Genomic DNA, 18,610 nt, shown 5'->3' on the forward strand with positions numbered 1-18,610 from the left:
CTGTCCATACTTACCTTTATTGCCAATGAAAGGAGGGAGACAGCATGCACTGGCAGACACATACCGTTTTTAATCAACCCGCACCGCTATCGAACAGCAACCTTTTTCTCTCTGATTGCGCCCTGCGCGATGCGGTAGCGCGCGAAGGGGCTGAGTGGGATGTGGATCTTCTTGCCAGCATCGGCCAGCAGTTGGGTACGGCAGAGTCGCTGGAGCTGGGCAGACTGGCGAACGTTAATCCGCCGGAGCTGCTGCGTTATGACGCCACGGGAGCGAGGCTGGATGACGTCCGCTTTCATCCGGCATGGCATCTTCTGATGCAGGGGCTTTGCGCCAACCGGGTGCACAACCTGGCGTGGGAGGAGGAGGCGCGGAACGGATCGTTCGTCGCCAGGGCCGCGCGTTTCGTACTTCATGCTCAGGTGGAGGCGGGAACGCTTTGCCCGGTGACCATGACCTTTGCGGCCACGCCGCTGTTGCAACGGTCGCTGCCCAAACCGTTTCATGAGTGGTTAACGCCGCTGATGAGCGATCGCTACGACCCCCATCTCGCGCCGGGGGCGCAAAAGCGCGGCCTGCTGATCGGCATGGGGATGACGGAAAAGCAGGGCGGTTCGGACGTACTCAGTAATACTACCAAAGCAGAGAAATGCAGCGATGGCAGTTACCGGCTGGTGGGGCACAAATGGTTTTTCTCCGTGCCGCAGAGCGATGCGCATCTGGTGCTGGCGCAGGCGAAGGGCGGGTTGTCCTGCTTTTTTGTCCCGCGTTTCTTACCCGACGGGCAACGTAATGCCGTGCGCCTTGAGCGTCTGAAGGACAAGCTCGGCAACCGCTCAAATGCCAGCAGTGAGGCTGAATTTCTTGATGCTTCCGGCTGGCTGCTGGGCGAAGAGGGGGAAGGCGTCCGGCAAATTCTGAAGATGGGCGGGCTGACGCGCTTTGACTGCGCGCTGGGCAGTCACGGACTGATGCGCCGTGCGCTCTCTGTGGCGCTTTATCATGCCCATCAGCGGCAGACCTTCGGCAAAAATCTGATCGACCAGCCGTTAATGCGCGACGTGCTAAGCCGTATGGCGCTGGTGCTGGAGGGACACACGGCACTGCTGTTCCGACTCGCCCGGGCGTGGGACAACCGCAACGACCCGCAGGAAGCCGCATGGGCGCGGCTTTTCACTCCGGCGGCAAAATACAGCGTCTGCAAAGCGGGTATACCGTTTGTGGCAGAGGCAATGGAGGTGCTGGGCGGTGCAGGCTATTGCGAAGAGAGTGAGCTTCCGCGGTTGTACCGTGAAATGCCCGTCAACAGCATCTGGGAAGGCTCTGGCAATATTATGTGCCTGGATGTACTGCGCGTGCTGGCGAAGCAGCCGGGCATTCTCGACCTGCTCGCCGATGATTTCGCGCAGGTCAAAGGTCAGGACAGGCACTTCGATCGCAGCTGGCGTCAGCTACAGCAGAAGCTGCGGAAACCGCAGGAAGCGCAGGGCAGGGAGATCGCGCAGCAGCTCTTTTTACTCGGGGCCGGAAGTCAAATGCTGCGGCACGCATCGCCGCCCGTGGCGCAGGCGTGGTGCCGCATGATGCTGGATACCCGGGGCGGCACGCTGATGAGCGAGCAGGTGCAAAACGACCTGCTGCTGCGCGCCACGGGCCGGGTTGGTTAAGCCTTCAGCTGGAACAGACTCACCAGCCGGGTGAGATGTGAACCCTTCTCGCGCAGCGTCTGTGCCGTCTGCTCGCTGCGTGAGATGCGATCGGCATTGATGTGCGATGCCTCACCGATGTGCGTCATCGCCAGATTCACCTGGCCAATTCCCGCCGACTGCTCGCGGGAGGCGTGGTTGATCTCAGTGACAAGCTGGCTGATGTTATCGATATGAACAATGATGGCATCCATCGCCAGACGCGTCTGCTCAGACAGCGCATGGCCTTCGCTCACCTTGTTCAGCGTATCCCCAATCAGCTGTTCAATCTCTTTTACCGCGTTGGCGCTGCGTGCGGCCAGGGCGCGTACCTCTTGCGCCACCACTGCGAAACCTTTCCCGTGCTCGCCCGCCCGAGCCGCCTCAACCGCCGCATTGAGCGCCAGGATATTGGTCTGGAAAGCGATGGACTCAATCACGCGGGTGATGTCTTCAATGCGTTTCGATGCATCGCGAATATCATCCATGGTGGAGACTGCGTGGGTCACCGTCTCTCCACCCTGATGCACCGCGCGCGAGGTTTCACCCACCAGCTGCTGCGTTTGCTCCATGTTGGCGGCATTTTGCTGCACGGTGGCGGCTAATTGCTCCATGCTGGCGGAGGTCTCCTCAACGCTGCTGGCCTGCTTGTTGATCTGTTCAGAGATCTCGCCGGTGTCTGAAGCCAGCGCGTTAGTCCCCAGATGGATCTCGCTTGCGGCCTCGCGGACCTGCAACACAATTTTTTGCAGGCCTTCCCCGATCCCGTTGATGGCGTCAATCAGCTGGCCGACTTCATCCTGGCGGGTAACCGGCAGGCTGGCGCGCAGATCGCCTGCGGCATACTGCCGGGCAAGCGCGATCACCTCGCGCAGTGGGCGGGTTAGCATCCGGCGAATGAGGATAACGAACAGGCCCGCGAAGAGTACGGATAGCACCACGCCCGCCATCAGGAAGCGATCGCGCAGTGTGGTGACGCTTGAAAGCAGTACGGCTTTATCCACTTCACCCACGATGGTCCAGTTCCAGCCCGGCAGCGGCGTGTAGGCAACTTTGAGCGTACGGCCATCCGCGCTCACGCGTTCCAGCGTGCCGGCTTTACCACTCAGAAGCTGCTGCTGTGTCGCCGTGTCCCAGTTAGGCAGTTTGCCCTCTTCGCTGGCATGGAACAGATACTGTCCGCGCGTTTTGCCGCTACTGCGATCCAGTACAAAGAAGTGACCGCTCTCGCCCAGACGACGGTTAAGGATTTTCTCGCGCATGACGTTCCACGAATGGGTGATGTCCACGCCGACAAAGATAATCCCGATAACCTGGCCTTCCGCATTCTTAACAGGCTGGTACTGCGTGATATAGCGCTTGCCGAACAGCAGCGCGAGGCCACGATAGACCTCCCCTTTAGTGACGGCGGCAAATGCCGGGCTGGTGGTATCAAGAACGGTTCCGATGGCGCGGTCGCCATTCTCTTTGCGCAGCGACGTCGCCACGCGGACAAAATCGTTACCGCTGCGGACAAACAGCGTCGAGATGGCTCCCGTTCGGCTCAGGAAGTCATCAGAAAGCGTATTGTTTTCATGCAGCTCCGTTTCGCCGCCTTTCAGCAAAGGAACGGTAAGCCCATTTATGGTCCGGCTCTGGCTGCTGTCGCTGTTTAATGGCTGTGGCAAAAAGGTGGTGAACAGACGGGTATAGCTTTCAACCTCTTCGCTCAGGCTGGTGTTGAACATCTCTACCATATCCACCATGCCGGTGGACTGGTTATGCAGGTCTTCAACCGCAAGATCTTCAAGCTGCTGGCTGGCGTTGTGGCTCAACAGGAAAGTGAACAGCAAAAAAAGCGTAGCGACACTTACACCTGTTAGCAGCGATAGCTTCGTGCCCAGTCCTGCCCGGCGGAAAAAGGTGATCATAAATTGCTCATTATTGAAAAGTGATGGCTGTTCAACGGCAGAGCGGAGAGAACGTTTATCTGTTTAATGTAACTGAATGTTACGCGTTTGTTTTTATTGGGTTTCGGGAGAGATAAAAAATTTGCAAAAGTGAAAAGCCACTAAAATTAAGTGGCTTTTATCGGAGGGGATTATGCATAAAGAATAGCCTGCACGCGCCAGTGATTAACATGGTGATCTTCCTGCATCTGGACGATACGATACCAGGATGCGCCCTGTTCATCCGCCTTCAGGGCGACGACACGTTCAACGTCTTGCGGACTCCCCGTGATATTATTGACGGAGATCTGACCAATCTCATTCAGGCCCGTGACGCAATCCGCGCTGGCAAATTCAGCCGACTGCGCCGTGGTGCTCAGCAGGCCCGCTGAAAGCAATAGCGTCGTTAAAGCAAGGGTTCGTTTCATCGTCAGCTCCTTTTCACGTGTCTCCGGTATCCGCCGGGCAATCCTTCGCGAATAAACTCATTTCCATTGTTGCTGGCATGGAGTTTATTGTGGACAGGAAAATGTCTACGGACGCAAAGCAGTGTAAAGGTCGTTCAAATGATGATGCTCACTTACGGTACAAAATGCCTTGTGCATACCACTGTCCCGTAATAATGGTTTCATCAATCATCGTGATGACGTAATAATCTGCTTTTGCGGCAACGGCCTGTGCTTCAATTGCGTCTTCTGCATCATCCGGTGAACCGCGAACCATCGCGGATACGGTTCCCAGGCGTTGTAATCCTTCCGTCTGATTACGACGAATTTCCTGAGGATGATCGGTAACCGGCGGTGCCGGTTCTGGCGTACCCTGCAATACGGAACATCCGCTGAGCAGTGAGACCAGCAATAAAGCGGTAAGCCTGCGCATAAACCTGTCTCTTTTCCTGATAGCCATAGTGTAGTGGTCTGCGAATTTAGTTTTGGGGGAATGTTCCCGAAGTGTTATCTGGGACGTAGATTTCGAATGAAAATATCGTGAAACCGTAATCCAGCTCTCAACATTATGAATCATTCATCAGCACAGGATCGACAATGATTGAAATTGAAACTCGCCTGCTTAGTGAGCATGAAATCATCCATGCTTTTCCGGCTGGTAAAGGTGAACAGCCGCTGCCGACGGTAGTTTTCTATCATGGCTTTCTCTCCTCAAAGCTGGTCTACAGCTATTTTGCCGTCGCGCTGGCGCAGGCCGGTTTCCGGGTGGTCATGCCTGATGCGCCGAATCATGGGGCACGCTTTACGGGCGATGAACAGGCGCGGCTGGGGCTGTTCTGGCAAACGCTGCACGGCAATCTGACCGAGTTCGCCGGGCTGCGTGACGCGCTTTTACAGGCCGGGCTGGTGGAGGGGAAACGGCTGGCGGTCGCAGGCGCATCAATGGGCGGAATGACGGCGCTGGGGATCATGGCCAGGCATCCAGAGGTGACGTCCGTGGCTTGCCTGATGGGATCGGGCTACTTTATGTCACTGGCAAAGACGCTGTTCCCGCCGCAGGCTCCTCAGGAGATTGAGGCCCTGTTGTCTGAATGGGACGTCAGCCATGCGCTTTCGCAGCTGGCCGATCGTCCCCTGCTGCTGTGGCATGGGGATGCCGACGATGTCGTACCGCCCGGTGAAACGTTCCGTCTGCAACAGGCGCTACAGCGTGAAGGGCTGGACAGCAATCTGACCTGCCTGTGGGGTGCCGGTGTCCGGCACCGTATTACTCCGGCTGCGCTGGAAGCCACCGTGGAGTTTTTCCGTCAGCACCTTTAAACGCGCAGCACCGTGACACCCTGATCCTCGAGCTTGCTGAGGATCTCGGGGTTGGCGTTTTTGCCGGTGATCACCATGCTGATTTGCTCGGCGCGGCTGAAAAGCATGCCGGCGCGTTCACCGACCTTGCTGCTGTCGACCAGCACCACCAGTTTACCCACCACGTTGAGCATGTTCTGCTCTGCCATTGCGGTGAGCATATCGGTTTTATACAGGCCATCCGCCGTCAGGCCTTTGCCGCTGGTAAACATCCAGTGCCCGGCGTAGAGGCTGTTTTCACTATCCTGCGGGCTCAGGGTTATGGACTGGCTCTTGTTATACTGGCCGCCCATGATCACCACGCTTTCATGTTCCTGGTCAATGAGATAGTTGGCCAGCGGCAGATAGTTGGTAATGATTTGCACCGGCTTGCCGCACATCTCTCGGCCCAGTAAAAACGCTGTCGAGCCGCAGTTAATCACCACGCTTTCCCCGGGATTCACCAGCTGTGATGCCGCTCTGGCAATCCGCACCTTTTCATCGTGATTCTGCGCCTGGTGAATATTCATCGGCGTCCAGCGTGGACGCTGCTGGCTGATGGCCTCTGCGCCGTTGCGGACTTTTTTCAGCTTGCCGCTTTCATCCAGCTTGTTAATGTCCCGCCGCGCGGTAGCAGGGGAGATCCCTAAACGTTCGATCACTTTCTCGACGGTGATAAAGCCTGTTTGCGCCAGGAGTTCCAGTAAAATTTGATGCCGTTGCGCTTCCGTCATGAGCTATTCCGAAAAGAATTGATTTGAAAAGATGATATTTGAAATAGCATGAAATTACTAAATTAAATATGACATCGCCAGACACAGTGTCTGGCGATTGGGCTGCACAATCAGAGGAAGGACTTGAATGGCAGGTCTGGCTCAATGGTGAAGCAATCATCAAAACCACGCGGGTAGTGGTACTCGAGATTGTCTTTATCCAGCGGCCAGGTGAACTTGCCGCCAACCTGCCAGATGAACGGCTTGAAACCATACTTGAGTCGGTCTTTTTTCATCTCCCACAGGACGCGGATCTCTTGCGGATCGGCCTGGAAGTTTGACCAGATATCGTGGTGGAAGGGGATCACCACTTTGGTGTTCAGCGCTTCGGCCATGCGCAGCATGTCCGCGCTGGTCATTTTGTCGGTAATCCCGCGCGGGTTTTCACCGTAAGAGCCAAGCGCCACGTCAATCTGGTGCTCGTTACCGTGCTTCGCGTAGTAGTTGGAGTAGTGAGAGTCACCGCTGTGATACAGGGAACCGCCAGGCGTTTTGAACAGGTAGTTCACTGCGCGCTCGTCCATCCCGTCTGGCAGTACGCCTGCGGCTTTCTGGTCGGCAGGCAGGGTGATCAGCGCGGTGCGATCAAAGGCATCCAGCGCGTGAATTTCAACGTCTTTGATTTTCACCACGTCGCCCGGCTTCATCACAATGCAGCGCTCTTTTGGCACGCCCCAGCCAATCCACAAATCCACGCAGGTCTGCGGCCCGATAAAGGGTACGTCGTCCGCGCAGTTTTGCATTACCGCTGCCGCCACGTTCACATCGATATGATCGTTGTGATCGTGGGTAGAGAGAACGGCGTCGATCTGGCGAATGGCGAAAGGATCAAGCACAAAAGGCGTGGTGCGCAGGTTCGGCTGGAGCTTTTCAACGCCGGCCATACGCTGCATCTGGTGGCCTTTTTTCATCAGTGGATTGCCGTGGCTCTGTTTGCCGGTGCCGCACCAGAAATCGACACAAATGTTGGCGCCGCCTTCTGATTTCAGCCAGATCCCGGTGCATCCAAGCCACCACATCGCAAATGTGCCAGGAGCAACCTGTTCCTGCTCGATCTCTTCGTTCAGCCAGCTACCCCACTCCGGAAAGGTACTCAAAATCCATGATTCACGGGTGATGGTTTTCACTTTACTCATCGTTTGACTCCTGGTTTTAATCAAAAGTAATCATACTGTGACTTGTTGTGATTAATGCTGGCACTGTTTGAATCGATTTGCAATGGGTGATTTGCGGAAAATTCCCCTCGCCACATCACAGAAAATACACCTCGGCGTTGTTAAGATAACCGCTACATATAATTAATATATTGAAAATTAAGAATTTATTTATCTTTCTGGATCGGTAGTGAAAATCATTACTAACTCCATGGAAATAAATTGCGTGATCCGTCACAAATAATCAAATGCAATCTTATGGTGATTATTTGTGATTAATAGAGTGATGACACCAACCACACAGGGATTGCCCCTCGTGTTCTCATTTTCTGGAGAGAGTTATGGAGATCCTCTACAACGTCTTTACCGTTTTCTTTAATCAGGTAATGACCAACGCCCCGCTGTTGCTGGGTATCGTGACGTGCCTGGGGTACATCCTGCTGCGCAAAAGCGTCAGCGTGATTATCAAAGGCACCATCAAAACCATCATTGGTTTTATGCTGTTGCAGGCGGGGTCTGGCATTCTGACCAGCACGTTTAAGCCGGTCGTTGCCAAAATGTCTGAGGTATATGGCATTAACGGCGCCATCTCTGACACTTACGCGTCCATGATGGCCACCATCGATCGCATGGGGGATGCGTACAGCTGGGTTGGGTATGCGGTACTGCTCGCGCTGGCGCTGAACATCATTTACGTGCTCCTGCGCCGCATCACCGGTATTCGCACCATCATGCTCACCGGGCACATCATGTTCCAGCAGGCGGGGCTGATTGCCGTTTCTCTCTATATCTTCGGCTACCCAATGTGGACCACGGTCATCTGCACGGCAGTGCTGGTCTCGCTTTACTGGGGCATCACCTCCAACATGATGTATAAGCCAACGCAGGACGTTACTGACGGCTGCGGCTTCTCCATCGGTCACCAACAGCAGTTCGCCTCCTGGATTGCGTACAAAGTTGCACCGTACCTGGGTAAAAAAGAGGAGAGTGTTGAAGACCTCAAATTGCCTGGCTGGTTGAATATCTTCCACGACAACATCGTCTCCACGGCGATTGTGATGACCCTTTTCTTCGGTGCCATCCTGCTCTCCTTTGGCATTGACGTGGTGCAGGCGATGGCGGGTAAAACCCACTGGACGGTCTATATCCTGCAAACCGGTTTCTCCTTTGCCGTGGCCATTTTCATCATCACTCAGGGCGTGCGTATGTTCGTCGCCGAGCTGTCGGAAGCGTTCAACGGTATCTCTCAGCGCCTGATCCCTGGCGCGGTGCTGGCGATTGACTGTGCGGCTATCTATAGCTTTGCGCCAAACGCCGTCGTCTGGGGCTTTATGTGGGGCACCATCGGCCAGCTGATTGCGGTCGGCATCCTGGTGGGCTGTGGCTCCTCAATCCTGATTATTCCTGGCTTTATCCCGATGTTCTTCTCCAACGCCACTATCGGCGTGTTTGCTAACCACTTCGGCGGATGGCGCGCCGCGCTCAAGATCTGCCTGGTGATGGGCATGGTTGAAATCTTCGGGTGCGTGTGGGCGGTCAAGCTCACCGGCATGAGCGCCTGGATGGGCATGGCGGACTGGTCAATTCTGGCGCCGCCGATGATGCAGGGCTTTGCGTCCGTCGGGCTGGTCTTTATGGCCGTCATCATCCTGATTGCACTGATTTATATGTTCTTCGCTGGCCGTTCGCTGCGAGGTGAAGAAGATGCGGAAAAACAAACAGCAGAAGTTTCTGCTCACTAAGGAGTTTCGATTATGACCGTACGTATCCTGGCTGTGTGTGGCAATGGGCAAGGAAGCTCCATGATCATGAAAATGAAAGTGGACCAGTTTTTAACCCAGTCAAACATTGACCACACGGTGAACAGCTGCGCAGTGGGTGAATACAAAAGTGAACTGAACGGCGCGGACATCATCATCGCTTCAACGCACATTGCCGGCGAGATTAGCGTGTCGGGCAACAAATACGTGGTAGGCGTGCGCAACATGCTGTCGCCTGCGGATTTTGGGCCAAAACTGCTGGAAGTGATCAAAGAGCACTTCCCACAAGACGTGAAGTAAGGATGCCACATGAAACTACGTGATTCGCTGGCTGAGAATAACTCCATCCTTTTACAGGCCGAAGCCAGTACCTGGCAGGAAGCGGTGAAGCTGAGCGTGGACCTGCTGGTTAAGGCGGACGTTGTCGAGCCGCGTTATTACCAGGCCATCCTGGATGGCGTGGCGCAGCACGGCCCCTATTTTGTGATTGCCCCGGGGCTGGCAATGCCGCATGGCCGCCCGGAAGAGGGTGTCAAGAAAACCGGTTTTGCGCTGGTGACGCTGAAAACCCCGTTGGTGTTCAACCACGAAGATAACGACCCGGTCGACATTCTGATCACCATGGCAGCTGTCGATGCCAACACCCACCAGGAGGTGGGCATCATGCAGATCGTTAACCTGTTTGATGACGAAGCTAATTTTGACCGTTTACGTGCCTGCCGTACCGCGCAGGACGTGCTGGATTTAATTGATAACGCCACTGCGGCGGCCGTTTAAGAGGAATTGAAAATGTCATTACCAATGTTGCAGGTCGCGCTGGATAACCAGACGCTGTCTCACGCTTACGAAACCACCCGTCTGATTGCGGAAGAGGTGGACATCATCGAAGTCGGCACCATTCTGTGCGTGGGCGAAGGCGTTCGTGCGGTTCGTGACCTGAAGGCGCTCTATCCGCATAAAATCGTGCTGGCGGATGCCAAAATTGCCGATGCGGGCAAAATTCTCTCTCGCATGTGCTTTGAAGCCAACGCCGACTGGGTCACCGTGATCTGCTGTGCAGATATCAACACTGCGAAAGGCGCGCTGGACGTGGCGAAAGAGTTCAACGGCGACGTGCAGATTGAACTGACCGGCTTCTGGACCTGGGAGCAGGCACAGGAGTGGCGCGAAGCGGGTATCCAGCAGGTGGTTTATCACCGCAGCCGTGATGCGCAGGCCGCAGGTGTGGCGTGGGGCGAAGCTGATATCAACGCGATCAAACGCCTGGCCGATATGGGCTTCAAAGTGACCGTGACCGGTGGTCTGGCGCTGGAAGATCTGCCGCTGTTCAAGGGTATTCCAATCCACGTCTTTATTGCCGGTCGTAGCATTCGCGATGCGGAATCTCCGGTGGAAGCTGCGCGTCAGTTTAAACGCTCAATCGCTCAGCTTTGGGGTTAAGGAGCGGGTATGTTGTCAAAACAGGTCCCGCTTGGCATCTATGAAAAGGCACTCCCTGCGGGGGAGTGCTGGCTGGAGCGGTTACAGCTGGCGAAGCAGCTGGGTTTCGATTTTGTCGAAATGTCGGTGGATGAGACGGACGAGCGTCTTTCTCGCCTGGACTGGCGCCGCGACCAGCGTCTGGCGCTGGTGAGCGCCATTGCCGAAACCGGCGTGCGCGTGCCGTCCATATGCCTGAGCGCTCACCGTCGTTTTCCGCTTGGCAGCGAAGATGATGCCGTACGCGCCGAAGGGCTGGAGATCATGCGTAAAGCCATTCGCTTTGCACAGGATGTTGGCATCCGCGTGATCCAACTGGCGGGTTACGATGTTTACTATCAGGAAGCCAACGATGAGACGCGCCGTCGTTTCCGTGACGGCCTGAAAGAGAGCGTTGAGATGGCAAGCCGTGCGCAGGTGACGCTGGCGATGGAGATCATGGATTATCCATTGATGAACTCCATCAGCAAGGCGCTGGGCTACGCGCACTATCTGAACAATCCGTGGTTCCAGCTTTATCCGGATATCGGCAACCTGTCGGCATGGGATAACGACGTACAGATGGAGCTTCAGGCGGGCATCGGGCATATCGTGGCGGTGCACGTAAAAGATACCCGTCCCGGCGTGTTTAAAAACGTACCGTTCGGCACCGGGGTGGTGGATTTCGAACGGTGCTTCCAGACGCTCAAACAGACAGGTTATTGCGGACCTTACCTGATTGAGATGTGGAGCGAAACCGCGGACGACCCGGCGGCAGAAGTGGCGAAAGCCCGGGACTGGGTGCGCGAGCGCATGGCGCGGGCAGGCTTACTGGAGGCGGAACATGCTTAAGCTGAAACAGCAGGTCTTTGAGGCCAATATGGATCTCCCGCGCTATGGACTGGTGACGTTTACCTGGGGCAACGTAAGCGCCATCGATCGCGATCGGGGGCTGGTGGTGATTAAGCCGAGCGGCGTGGCCTATGAGGCCATGAAAGTGGACGATATGGTGGTGGTTGACCTGGAAGGACACGTTGTTGAAGGCAAATGGCGTCCTTCTTCAGATACGGCAACCCATCTGGCGCTGTACCAGCGTTACCCGTCCCTGGGTGGTGTTGTGCATACCCATTCCACGCACGCCACCGCCTGGGCACAGGCCGGGCTGGCGATCCCTGCTTTGGGTACGACGCACGCGGACTACTTCTTCGGCGATATTCCCTGCACGCGGGCGTTAACGCAGGCTGAGGTCGAAGGCGAGTACGAACTTAACACCGGCAGGGTCATTATCGAAACGCTGGGTGAGACGGAACCACTGCATACGCCGGGTATTGTGGTGTACCAGCATGGTCCATTCTCCTGGGGTAAAGATGCGCATGACGCCGTGCATAACGCGGTGGTGATGGAAGAGGTGGCTCGAATGGCGTGGATTGCGCGCGGCATTAACCCACAGCTTCAGGGCATTGATGATTATCTGATGAACAAGCATTTCATGCGTAAGCACGGCCCGAATGCTTATTACGGGCAGAAGTGAATAAGTGCTCTGGAATACCGAAACAGTTGTAACCGGTGGTATTCCGGAGCCATTCATAAAAAAAGCCCCCGGCAGGGGGCAATCATATATAGCTATGATTTTCGTTGGCTTTCCTGGTGCTGGCGATAAAGCGTTACTGGTAAATATCTGCACTGGCGCGCATATTGCCGTTGCTGCCGGGCTCACGTGTCAGTATGACGTGATAGTATTTTGCGCCCTGCGCATCGGTTTCTTCATTAAGCGCCTGATCTGCTTCACTTTCAGTGGCGAAGTTATGATTGATGTAAATAACGCCTAAGCTCTGCACATCATCCATGTTTCTGGCCTGTCGGCTGTCTATCTTGATGGCTGCCATCGCGTTTGCACTGAGCAAAAGCGCAGCCAAAATGGCGAATGCGATTCTTTTCATGATATGCGCTCCACGACTGCGTGCTGTGATATGGGGTAATGCTCTCCTTCTATGCTTAAGGCTTCTGATTAAAGTGTAATCGCTACTCGGGTTGCGATGGGTGACCATTTCTGATGGTGTTGTTCAAAAAAACAGCGCTTCTGATGAGTGCGATTTTAAATCACCCACTTAAAACAGCTTTACCCTTTGTGCGAATTATTTGTGCAATCAGCTTGAGTTTCCTGGGGGGCGCAAGTATTATGACGCGTCAATTTTTCAGCCGACCTTTAACACGTTCCTTGCCTCCCCGGGCCTCGGCTGACCCAGACAGGAGGCTGAATAATCCGTAAGGAGCAATTCGATGCGTCATTACGAAATCGTTTTTATGGTCCATCCTGACCAGAGCGAACAGGTTCCGGGTATGATCGAGCGTTACTCTGCTGCCATCACTGGTGCAGAAGGCACGATCCACCGTCTGGAAGACTGGGGCCGCCGTCAGCTGGCTTACCCAATCAACAAACTGCACAAAGCTCACTACGTTCTGATGAACGTTGAAGCGCCGCAGGAAGTGATTGATGAGCTGGAAACTACCTTCCGCTTCAACGATGCCGTTATCCGCAGCATGGTTATGCGTACCAAAAACGCAGTGACCGAAGCATCTCCGATGGTTAAAGCGAAAGACGAGCGCCGTGAGCGTCGCGATGATTTCGCAAACGAAACCGCAGATGATTCTGATGCTGGGGATTCTGAAGAGTAATTTCTGATGACCAACCGTCTGGTGTTGTCCGGCACCGTGTGCAGGACCCCCCTTCGAAAGGTCAGCCCATCAGGAATTCCGCATTGCCAGTTCGTGCTTGAGCATCGTTCTGTGCAAGAGGAAGCCGGGTTTCACCGGCAGGCGTGGTGCCAAATGCCCGTTATCATTAGCGGACACGAAAACCAGGCCATTACTCACAGTTTAACGGTCGGTAGTGCAGTAATCGTTCAGGGGTTCATCTCTTGCCACAAGGCAAAGAACGGCCTGAGCAAAATGGTTCTGCATGCCGAGCAGATTGATTTGATAGATACTGGAGACTAGCCAAATGGCACGTTATTTCCGTCGTCGCAAGTTCTGCCGTTTCACCGCGGAAGGCGTTCAAGAGATCGACTATAAAGATATCGCAACGCTGAAAAACTACATCACCGAAAGCGGTAAGATTGTCCCAAGCCGTATCACCGGTACTCGTGCAAAATATCAGCGTCAGCTGGCTCGCGCTATCAAACGCGCTCGCTACCTGTCTCTGCTGCCGTACACTGATCGTCATCAGTAATCGGGCACGGTCCATTAATACGACTTTAAGAGGATAAGGTAATGCAAGTTATTCTGCTTGATAAAGTAGCAAACCTGGGCAGCCTGGGTGATCAGGTAAACGTTAAAGCGGGTTACGCTCGTAACTTCCTGGTACCACAGGGTAAAGCTGTTCCAGCTACTAAGAAAAACGTAGAGTTTTTCGAAGCACGTCGTGCTGAACTGGAAGCCAAACTGGCTGACGTTCTGGCGGCTGCTAACGCTCGCGCTGAAGCAATCAACGCACTGGGCACCGTTACCATCGCGTCTAAAGCTGGCGATGAAGGTAAACTGTTCGGTTCCATCGGTACCCGCGATATCGCTGATGCAGTCACTGCAGCAGGCGTTAAAGTGGCTAAGAGCGAAGTTCGCATGCCGAACGGCGTTCTGCGTACCACTGGTGAGCACGAAGTTGACTTCCAGGTTCACAGCGAAGTGTTCGCTAAACTGGTTGTTAACGTAGTAGCTGAGTAATTTTTTACTCTGCTCACGTCGAAGCGCCGGCCTTGTGCCGGCGTTTTGCTTTTTAGCGTGACCCTACGTCATGTTTTGCGATTGTAAGGTCGCTATTCCTGATGCATTCTCTGATAATAAATTGAAACGCAATTTTATTTATGAGATTTGTCATGGATACCGCTCTGCCCACGCCCGTCTTTGCCCGTCGAAATGTGGCCTATGCCTGCGCCACGCTCTGCTGTCTGCTTTGGGGAAGCTCATACCCGGCCATTAAAAGTGGCTACGAACTCTTCCAGATCGCGACCGATGATATTCCGTCCAAAGTCGTCTTTGCCGGATACCGTTTTCTGTTTGCCGGTGCGTTGCTGCTGCTCTTTGCCCTGGCCCAGCGTAAACCGATTGGCAGGCTCACGCCCACGCAGTTTGGCCAGCTCACGATCCTCGGGCTGACCCAGACCACCATCCAGTACACCTTCTTTTATATCGGCCTTGCTTACACCACCGGGGTGAACGGTTCGATCATGAATGCCACCGGGACCTTCTTCAGCGTGCTGCTGGCGCACTTTATCTACCACAACGACAAACTCAGCTATAACAAAACGCTGGGCTGTGTTCTGGGCTTTACCGGCGTGATGCTGGTGAACTTCCACGGCGGGTTAAGTGATTTCCAGTTTGTCTGGCAAGGTGACGGATTTGTGGTGCTGGCGGCCTTTATTCTCTCTGCGGCCACGCTTTACGGGAAACGCATTTCCCAGACCGTTGACCCGACGGTGATGACGGGATGGCAGCTGGCGATAGGCGGGGCGGCACTGGTTGTGGGAGGCTATGCCACGGGCGGGGCGCTGGAGGTGCACAGCATGAAGGCCGTCGCCGTGCTGGGGTATCTGACGCTGCTCTCATCCGTGGCGTTCGCCCTGTGGAGCGCGCTGCTGAAAGTGAACCGCGTGAGTATGATTGCCCCGTTCAACTTTGTCATACCTGTAGCAGGAACGGTGCTCTCCGCCATATTCCTCGGCGAAGACATTCTGGACATCAAATACGCGATTGCGCTGGTGCTGGTCTGCTCGGGGATCTGGTGGGTGAATAAACGTCGTGCCTGAGAACAAAAGTGCCGGGGGGCGGCTTCACCTTACCCGGCCTGGGCTATTAACGTGCTCTGATAAAACTGCCGTCCGGCTGGCGGGTAAACAGTACCTGCTGCCCGTTTCCGGTATCGATCGTTAACCCGGTCACCACCCCACTGGCATTCTGGCGGATCTGCACCATCTGACCATTTTGCAGGTTGCTGAGCGGCTTGCCAGCCCCCTCGACTTGCGCCATGGCATACACATCCGTTGCCGGCAGATTGTGGTCGCGGAACAGCTGAGCAAGGGTTTTACCTGGCTCTACGCGATACGAACGCCACTGCTGCTCAATGCCGGTGGGCTGTTGCGCCTGTGGCTCTGAAGGGGCGGCGGCCTGCTCCTGATCTTCCTGAACAGGTTCAGGTTCAACCGGCGCAACCTGGCCCGGATCGTTAGACGGTGTGACCAGTTGCGTCTGCATCGGCTGTGAATCAGGCTGCGGCTGGCTTTGCGACTGGATATCCAGCTCAGCATTGCGGCTTACCGGCCCGGTATCAACGTTGTCACTGCCGGAAGGAAGCAGGAAACCGATGACCATCAGCAACGCGCCGATGATAATACCTCTGCGGTGCAAAGGCGGCAGCGGGTCCATGATGCGAAAGTTATCCGGCGCATGCCAGATTTTCGCCAGGGTAGGTTTCAGTTCAAATCGCCCGGGCATGGCTCTCCTCCTGCTCCGCGTCTTTTTATCCTGTCCTGAGAAGTGTAGTTTGCTAACTGCCTGATGGGCGTAACAAAGCCAGCTTTCGTGACATATATTAGGGAAAATCCTGACGGCTACTATTGTTTCCGTTTCGTCGCAGTTTGTCACCTTTACTTAAGACAAAGTTTTACCCATAAGGGCATGGCTGATATGCTGCCCGCTACTTTAAATGTGATGGAAGGAAAACCCATGACCACCCCGACTTTTGACACTATCGAAGCGCAGGCAAGCTACGGCATCGGCTTGCAGGTAGGACAGCAGCTGAGCGAATCCGGCCTGGAAGGTCTGTTACCGGAAGCGCTGGTGGCGGGTATCGCTGACGCGCTGGAAGGCAAGCAGCCCGCTGTGCCGGTTGACGTTGTGCACCGTGCGCTGCGTGAAATCCACGAACGTGCTGACACTGTACGTCGCGCGCGTTTCGAAGAGATGGCGGCAGAAGGCGTGAAATATCTGGAAGAGAACCGTGAGCGTGAAGGCGTGAACAGCACCGAGTCCGGCTTGCAGTTCCGCGTAATCAATCAGGGTGATGGCGCAATCCCGGCGCGTACCGACCACGTTCGCGTACACTACACCGGTAAGCTGATCGACGGCACCGTGTTCGACAGCTCCGTCGCGCGTGGCGAACCGGCTGAATTCCCGGTCAACGGCGTGATTGCAGGCTGGATCGAAGCCCTGACCCTGATGCCAGTAGGTTCAAAATGGGAACTGACTATCCCGCACAACCTGGCATACGGCGAGCGTGGCGCTGGCGCGTCCATTCCGCCATTCAGCACCCTGGTGTTTGAAGTCGAGCTGCTGGAAATCCTGTAATCGGTTTTTCTTATTTTCCTCTCTCCGATCGGGGAGAGGAAAATAGCGATAAAACCTGGAGTTACGACGGAATCAACATTTTGTATTGCAAACGAAACTGTTACGTGTATTTTTGTGAGCTGTTTCGCGCTGTATGAGTGATATGACACTCACTTTCAACATATTATTAACATAATATTCAAATCATAGTATTCATCCCGCCGATTCTTACCTACTATCGATAAGCCCTTACAAAGGGAACGTCATTTTTTTGGCGTATTTAAAGGCCAGAAGAGCCTTAACAACACAGACAGGCATAAACAGGAAAATATCACATGGTAGATCAGGTCAAAGTCGCCGCCGCAGAAGAGGCGACGTCTGAACAGTCGCTACGGCGAAATCTCACGAACCGTCACATTCAGCTCATTGCCATTGGCGGCGCCATCGGCACAGGGCTGTTTATGGGCTCGGGCAAAACCATCAGTCTTGCAGGCCCGTCGATCATCTTCGTTTATATGATCATCGGTTTTATGCTCTTTTTCGTGATGCGTGCAATGGGTGAATTGCTGCTCTCGAACCTCGAATACAAATCCTTCAGCGACTTCGCGTCAGACCTGCTCGGCCCGTGGGCTGGCTATTTTACCGGCTGGACCTACTGGTTCTGCTGGGTGGTTACCGGCATGGCGGATGTTGTCGCTATTACGGCCTACGCCCAATTCTGGTTCCCCGGCCTGTCGGACTGGGTGGCCTCGCTGGCGGTGATTGTCCTGCTGCTGAGCCTCAACCTCGCGACCGTTAAAATGTTCGGTGAGATGGAGTTCTGGTTCGCGATGATCAAAATCGTCGCCATCATCGCGCTGATTGTCGTCGGGCTGGTAATGGTGCTGACGCACTTCCAGTCGCCAACTGGCGTTCAGGCCTCGTTTGCCCATCTGTGGAATGATGGCGGCTGGTTCCCGAAAGGCATCAGCGGCTTCTTCGCCGGTTTCCAGATTGCGGTGTTCGCGTTTGTCGGGATTGAGCTGGTGGGGACCACGGCGGCGGAAACTAAAGATCCGGAGAAATCCCTGCCGCGCGCGATCAACTCCATTCCGCTGCGTATCATCATGTTCTACGTGTTCGCGCTGATCATCATTATGTCCGTGACGCCATGGAGCTCGGTAGTGCCAACCAAGAGCCCGTTCGTCGAGCTGTTCGTGCTGGTGGGGCTGCCCGCTGCCGCGAGCCTGATTAACTTCGTGGTGCTGACCTCTGCGGCCTCTTCCGCGAACAGCGGCGTCTTCTCCACCAGCCGTATGCTGTTTGGTCTGGCGCAGGAGGGGGTTGCCCCGAGCGCGTTCGCCAAACTGTCTAAACGTGCGGTACCGGCGAAAGGGCTGACCTTCTCCTGCATCTGTCTGCTGGGCGGTGTGGTGATGCTCTACGTTAACCCGAGCGTAATCGGCGCGTTCACCATGATCACCACGGTGTCGGCGATCCTGTTTATGTTCGTCTGGACCATCATCCTCTGCTCATACCTGGTGTACCGCAAACAGCGTCCACATCTGCATGAGAAGTCGATCTACAAGATGCCACTGGGCAAGCTGATGTGCTGGGTGTGTATGGCGTTCTTCGTCTTCGTGCTGGTGCTACTGACGCTGGAAGAAGATACCCGTCAGGCGCTCATCGTCACGCCGCTGTGGTTTATCGCGCTGGGGCTGGGCTGGCTGTTTATCGGTAAGAAACGGATGGCAGGCATGCGTTAAGCATG

At 55.0% G+C, this 18,610-nt stretch carries 22 protein-coding genes; 15 read left to right on the plus strand and 7 right to left on the minus strand.

The features are described from left to right. Positions 1–44 precede the first annotated feature (44 nt). Positions 45–1,667 carry an isovaleryl-CoA dehydrogenase gene (locus HWQ15_RS10610; RefSeq protein ID WP_063148806.1) on the plus strand — a complete coding sequence of 541 codons (1,623 nt, stop codon included), beginning with the start codon at positions 45–47 and terminating at the stop codon, positions 1,665–1,667. Here the strand turns inward: HWQ15_RS10610 and HWQ15_RS10615 are convergent. The 3 genes from HWQ15_RS10615 to bsmA all read right to left on the minus strand — a co-directional run bounded on the left by HWQ15_RS10615 (position 1,664) and on the right by bsmA (position 4,519). After that, a complete protein-coding gene (locus HWQ15_RS10615) occupies positions 1,664–3,595 on the minus strand; it encodes a methyl-accepting chemotaxis protein (RefSeq protein WP_063148807.1) in 1,932 nt (643 codons plus the stop codon). The genes HWQ15_RS10610 and HWQ15_RS10615 overlap by 4 nt on opposite strands. Before the next feature lie 170 nt (positions 3,596–3,765). After that, positions 3,766–4,041, minus strand: coding sequence for a DUF1471 family protease activator YjfN (gene yjfN / locus HWQ15_RS10620; protein ID WP_003856009.1), 276 nt, complete (start codon positions 4,039–4,041; stop codon positions 3,766–3,768). Positions 4,042–4,189: 148 nt separating this feature from the next. Continuing rightward, positions 4,190–4,519, minus strand: coding sequence for a biofilm peroxide resistance protein BsmA (gene bsmA, locus HWQ15_RS10625; protein WP_003856011.1), 330 nt, complete (start codon positions 4,517–4,519; stop codon positions 4,190–4,192). Between the two features lie 137 nt (positions 4,520–4,656). Here bsmA and yjfP point away from each other — a divergent pair, with 137 nt between their 5' ends. Beyond that, complete coding sequence (gene yjfP, locus HWQ15_RS10630; RefSeq protein WP_023299141.1) at positions 4,657–5,379, plus strand: esterase; 723 nt, start codon at positions 4,657–4,659, stop codon at positions 5,377–5,379. On the opposite strand, the gene ulaR is transcribed toward yjfP, so the two are convergent. Further along, positions 5,376–6,131, minus strand: a complete 756-nt coding sequence (ulaR, locus tag HWQ15_RS10635) for an HTH-type transcriptional regulator UlaR (RefSeq protein WP_003856014.1) — start codon at positions 6,129–6,131, stop codon at positions 5,376–5,378. The genes yjfP and ulaR overlap by 4 nt on opposite strands. 110 nt (positions 6,132–6,241) lie before the next feature. Further along, on the minus strand, positions 6,242–7,306 hold the full coding sequence (ulaG, locus tag HWQ15_RS10640) for an L-ascorbate 6-phosphate lactonase (protein WP_023299142.1): 1,065 nt from the start codon (positions 7,304–7,306) through the stop codon (positions 6,242–6,244). Positions 7,307–7,665: 359 nt separating this feature from the next. On the opposite strand from ulaG, the gene ulaA reads away from it, so the two are divergent. From ulaA to HWQ15_RS10670, 6 genes are read left to right on the plus strand one after another with little or no spacing between them, the layout of a single operon-like run. After that, positions 7,666–9,066 (plus strand): PTS ascorbate transporter subunit IIC, encoded by a 1,401-nt coding sequence (gene ulaA, locus HWQ15_RS10645; RefSeq protein ID WP_063216125.1) that lies wholly within the window; start codon positions 7,666–7,668, stop codon positions 9,064–9,066. 12 nt (positions 9,067–9,078) lie between these two features. After that, positions 9,079–9,384, plus strand: coding sequence for a PTS ascorbate transporter subunit IIB (ulaB, locus tag HWQ15_RS10650; protein ID WP_003856022.1), 306 nt, complete (start codon positions 9,079–9,081; stop codon positions 9,382–9,384). Between the two features lie 9 nt (positions 9,385–9,393). Next, the gene (gene ulaC, locus HWQ15_RS10655; protein WP_003856024.1) at positions 9,394–9,861 is read left to right on the plus strand and encodes a PTS ascorbate transporter subunit IIA; all 468 of its coding nucleotides are present in this window, start codon (positions 9,394–9,396) and stop codon (positions 9,859–9,861) included. Positions 9,862–9,873: 12 nt separating this feature from the next. Further along, entirely contained in the window at positions 9,874–10,524 is a 651-nt protein-coding gene (gene ulaD / locus HWQ15_RS10660) for a 3-keto-L-gulonate-6-phosphate decarboxylase UlaD (protein ID WP_022646832.1), read from the plus strand. Between the two features lie 9 nt (positions 10,525–10,533). Next, positions 10,534–11,394, plus strand: a complete 861-nt coding sequence (locus tag HWQ15_RS10665) for an L-ribulose-5-phosphate 3-epimerase (protein WP_032625199.1) — start codon at positions 10,534–10,536, stop codon at positions 11,392–11,394. Further along, complete coding sequence (locus tag HWQ15_RS10670) at positions 11,387–12,073, plus strand: L-ribulose-5-phosphate 4-epimerase (RefSeq protein WP_063148809.1); 687 nt, start codon at positions 11,387–11,389, stop codon at positions 12,071–12,073. The genes HWQ15_RS10665 and HWQ15_RS10670 overlap by 8 nt, the downstream gene beginning before the upstream one ends. Positions 12,074–12,206: 133 nt before the next feature. On the opposite strand, the gene yjfY is transcribed toward HWQ15_RS10670, so the two are convergent. After that, on the minus strand, positions 12,207–12,482 hold the full coding sequence (yjfY, locus tag HWQ15_RS10675; protein ID WP_023299144.1) for a DUF1471 family protein YjfY: 276 nt from the start codon (positions 12,480–12,482) through the stop codon (positions 12,207–12,209). 340 nt (positions 12,483–12,822) lie between these two features. Between yjfY and rpsF the strand changes: the two genes are divergently transcribed. The 5 genes from rpsF (at position 12,823) to HWQ15_RS10700 (ending at position 15,344) form a co-directional block, all read left to right on the plus strand. Beyond that, on the plus strand, positions 12,823–13,218 hold the full coding sequence (gene rpsF / locus HWQ15_RS10680) for a 30S ribosomal protein S6 (protein ID WP_014068637.1): 396 nt from the start codon (positions 12,823–12,825) through the stop codon (positions 13,216–13,218). A gap of 6 nt (positions 13,219–13,224) precedes the next feature. Then, on the plus strand, positions 13,225–13,539 hold the full coding sequence (gene priB / locus HWQ15_RS10685) for a primosomal replication protein N (protein WP_022646836.1): 315 nt from the start codon (positions 13,225–13,227) through the stop codon (positions 13,537–13,539). 4 nt (positions 13,540–13,543) lie between these two features. Continuing rightward, entirely contained in the window at positions 13,544–13,771 is a 228-nt protein-coding gene (gene rpsR / locus HWQ15_RS10690) for a 30S ribosomal protein S18 (RefSeq protein ID WP_000135199.1), read from the plus strand. Between the two features lie 41 nt (positions 13,772–13,812). Continuing rightward, on the plus strand, positions 13,813–14,262 hold the full coding sequence (rplI, locus tag HWQ15_RS10695; protein ID WP_006810372.1) for a 50S ribosomal protein L9: 450 nt from the start codon (positions 13,813–13,815) through the stop codon (positions 14,260–14,262). 152 nt (positions 14,263–14,414) lie between these two features. Then, complete coding sequence (locus HWQ15_RS10700) at positions 14,415–15,344, plus strand: DMT family transporter (RefSeq protein WP_038415152.1); 930 nt, start codon at positions 14,415–14,417, stop codon at positions 15,342–15,344. A 46-nt stretch (positions 15,345–15,390) separates the two neighbouring features. On the opposite strand, the gene HWQ15_RS10705 is transcribed toward HWQ15_RS10700, so the two are convergent. Beyond that, positions 15,391–16,029 (minus strand): OapA family protein, encoded by a 639-nt coding sequence (locus HWQ15_RS10705; RefSeq protein WP_032625204.1) that lies wholly within the window; start codon positions 16,027–16,029, stop codon positions 15,391–15,393. 231 nt (positions 16,030–16,260) lie between these two features. Between HWQ15_RS10705 and fklB the strand changes: the two genes are divergently transcribed. Together fklB and cycA are read left to right on the plus strand one after the other, a co-directional pair. Further along, positions 16,261–16,881, plus strand: coding sequence for an FKBP-type peptidyl-prolyl cis-trans isomerase (gene fklB, locus HWQ15_RS10710; RefSeq protein ID WP_022646839.1), 621 nt, complete (start codon positions 16,261–16,263; stop codon positions 16,879–16,881). Positions 16,882–17,195: 314 nt separating this feature from the next. Then, positions 17,196–18,605 carry a D-serine/D-alanine/glycine transporter gene (cycA, locus tag HWQ15_RS10715; protein ID WP_022646840.1) on the plus strand — a complete coding sequence of 470 codons (1,410 nt, stop codon included), beginning with the start codon at positions 17,196–17,198 and terminating at the stop codon, positions 18,603–18,605. The last annotated feature ends 5 nt before the right edge of the window (positions 18,606–18,610 follow it).

The organism is Enterobacter sp. DSM 30060, assembly GCF_013375955.1.
In the GTDB taxonomy this organism is placed as follows: Bacteria; Pseudomonadota; Gammaproteobacteria; order Enterobacterales; family Enterobacteriaceae; genus Enterobacter; species Enterobacter intestinihominis.

What these genes read in the sequence shown, in the direction of transcription:
- ulaA (WP_063216125.1), top strand. Translation starts at nt 7,666, where the DNA reads ATGGAGATCCTCTACAACGTCTTTACCGTTTTCTTTAATCAGGTAATG.
- HWQ15_RS10705 (WP_032625204.1), bottom strand. Translation starts at nt 16,029, where the DNA reads ATGCCCGGGCGATTTGAACTGAAACCTACCCTGGCGAAAATCTGGCAT.
- ulaD (WP_022646832.1), top strand. Translation starts at nt 9,874, where the DNA reads ATGTCATTACCAATGTTGCAGGTCGCGCTGGATAACCAGACGCTGTCT.
- cycA (WP_022646840.1), top strand. Translation starts at nt 17,196, where the DNA reads ATGGTAGATCAGGTCAAAGTCGCCGCCGCAGAAGAGGCGACGTCTGAA.
- ulaB (WP_003856022.1), top strand. Translation starts at nt 9,079, where the DNA reads ATGACCGTACGTATCCTGGCTGTGTGTGGCAATGGGCAAGGAAGCTCC.
- yjfY (WP_023299144.1), bottom strand. Translation starts at nt 12,482, where the DNA reads ATGAAAAGAATCGCATTCGCCATTTTGGCTGCGCTTTTGCTCAGTGCA.
- priB (WP_022646836.1), top strand. Translation starts at nt 13,225, where the DNA reads ATGACCAACCGTCTGGTGTTGTCCGGCACCGTGTGCAGGACCCCCCTT.
- HWQ15_RS10610 (WP_063148806.1), top strand. Translation starts at nt 45, where the DNA reads ATGCACTGGCAGACACATACCGTTTTTAATCAACCCGCACCGCTATCG.
- rpsR (WP_000135199.1), top strand. Translation starts at nt 13,544, where the DNA reads ATGGCACGTTATTTCCGTCGTCGCAAGTTCTGCCGTTTCACCGCGGAA.
- HWQ15_RS10670 (WP_063148809.1), top strand. Translation starts at nt 11,387, where the DNA reads ATGCTTAAGCTGAAACAGCAGGTCTTTGAGGCCAATATGGATCTCCCG.
- HWQ15_RS10665 (WP_032625199.1), top strand. Translation starts at nt 10,534, where the DNA reads ATGTTGTCAAAACAGGTCCCGCTTGGCATCTATGAAAAGGCACTCCCT.
- rpsF (WP_014068637.1), top strand. Translation starts at nt 12,823, where the DNA reads ATGCGTCATTACGAAATCGTTTTTATGGTCCATCCTGACCAGAGCGAA.
- fklB (WP_022646839.1), top strand. Translation starts at nt 16,261, where the DNA reads ATGACCACCCCGACTTTTGACACTATCGAAGCGCAGGCAAGCTACGGC.
- yjfP (WP_023299141.1), top strand. Translation starts at nt 4,657, where the DNA reads ATGATTGAAATTGAAACTCGCCTGCTTAGTGAGCATGAAATCATCCAT.
- rplI (WP_006810372.1), top strand. Translation starts at nt 13,813, where the DNA reads ATGCAAGTTATTCTGCTTGATAAAGTAGCAAACCTGGGCAGCCTGGGT.
- ulaG (WP_023299142.1), bottom strand. Translation starts at nt 7,306, where the DNA reads ATGAGTAAAGTGAAAACCATCACCCGTGAATCATGGATTTTGAGTACC.
- HWQ15_RS10615 (WP_063148807.1), bottom strand. Translation starts at nt 3,595, where the DNA reads ATGATCACCTTTTTCCGCCGGGCAGGACTGGGCACGAAGCTATCGCTG.
- ulaR (WP_003856014.1), bottom strand. Translation starts at nt 6,131, where the DNA reads ATGACGGAAGCGCAACGGCATCAAATTTTACTGGAACTCCTGGCGCAA.
- HWQ15_RS10700 (WP_038415152.1), top strand. Translation starts at nt 14,415, where the DNA reads ATGGATACCGCTCTGCCCACGCCCGTCTTTGCCCGTCGAAATGTGGCC.
- ulaC (WP_003856024.1), top strand. Translation starts at nt 9,394, where the DNA reads ATGAAACTACGTGATTCGCTGGCTGAGAATAACTCCATCCTTTTACAG.
- bsmA (WP_003856011.1), bottom strand. Translation starts at nt 4,519, where the DNA reads ATGGCTATCAGGAAAAGAGACAGGTTTATGCGCAGGCTTACCGCTTTA.
- yjfN (WP_003856009.1), bottom strand. Translation starts at nt 4,041, where the DNA reads ATGAAACGAACCCTTGCTTTAACGACGCTATTGCTTTCAGCGGGCCTG.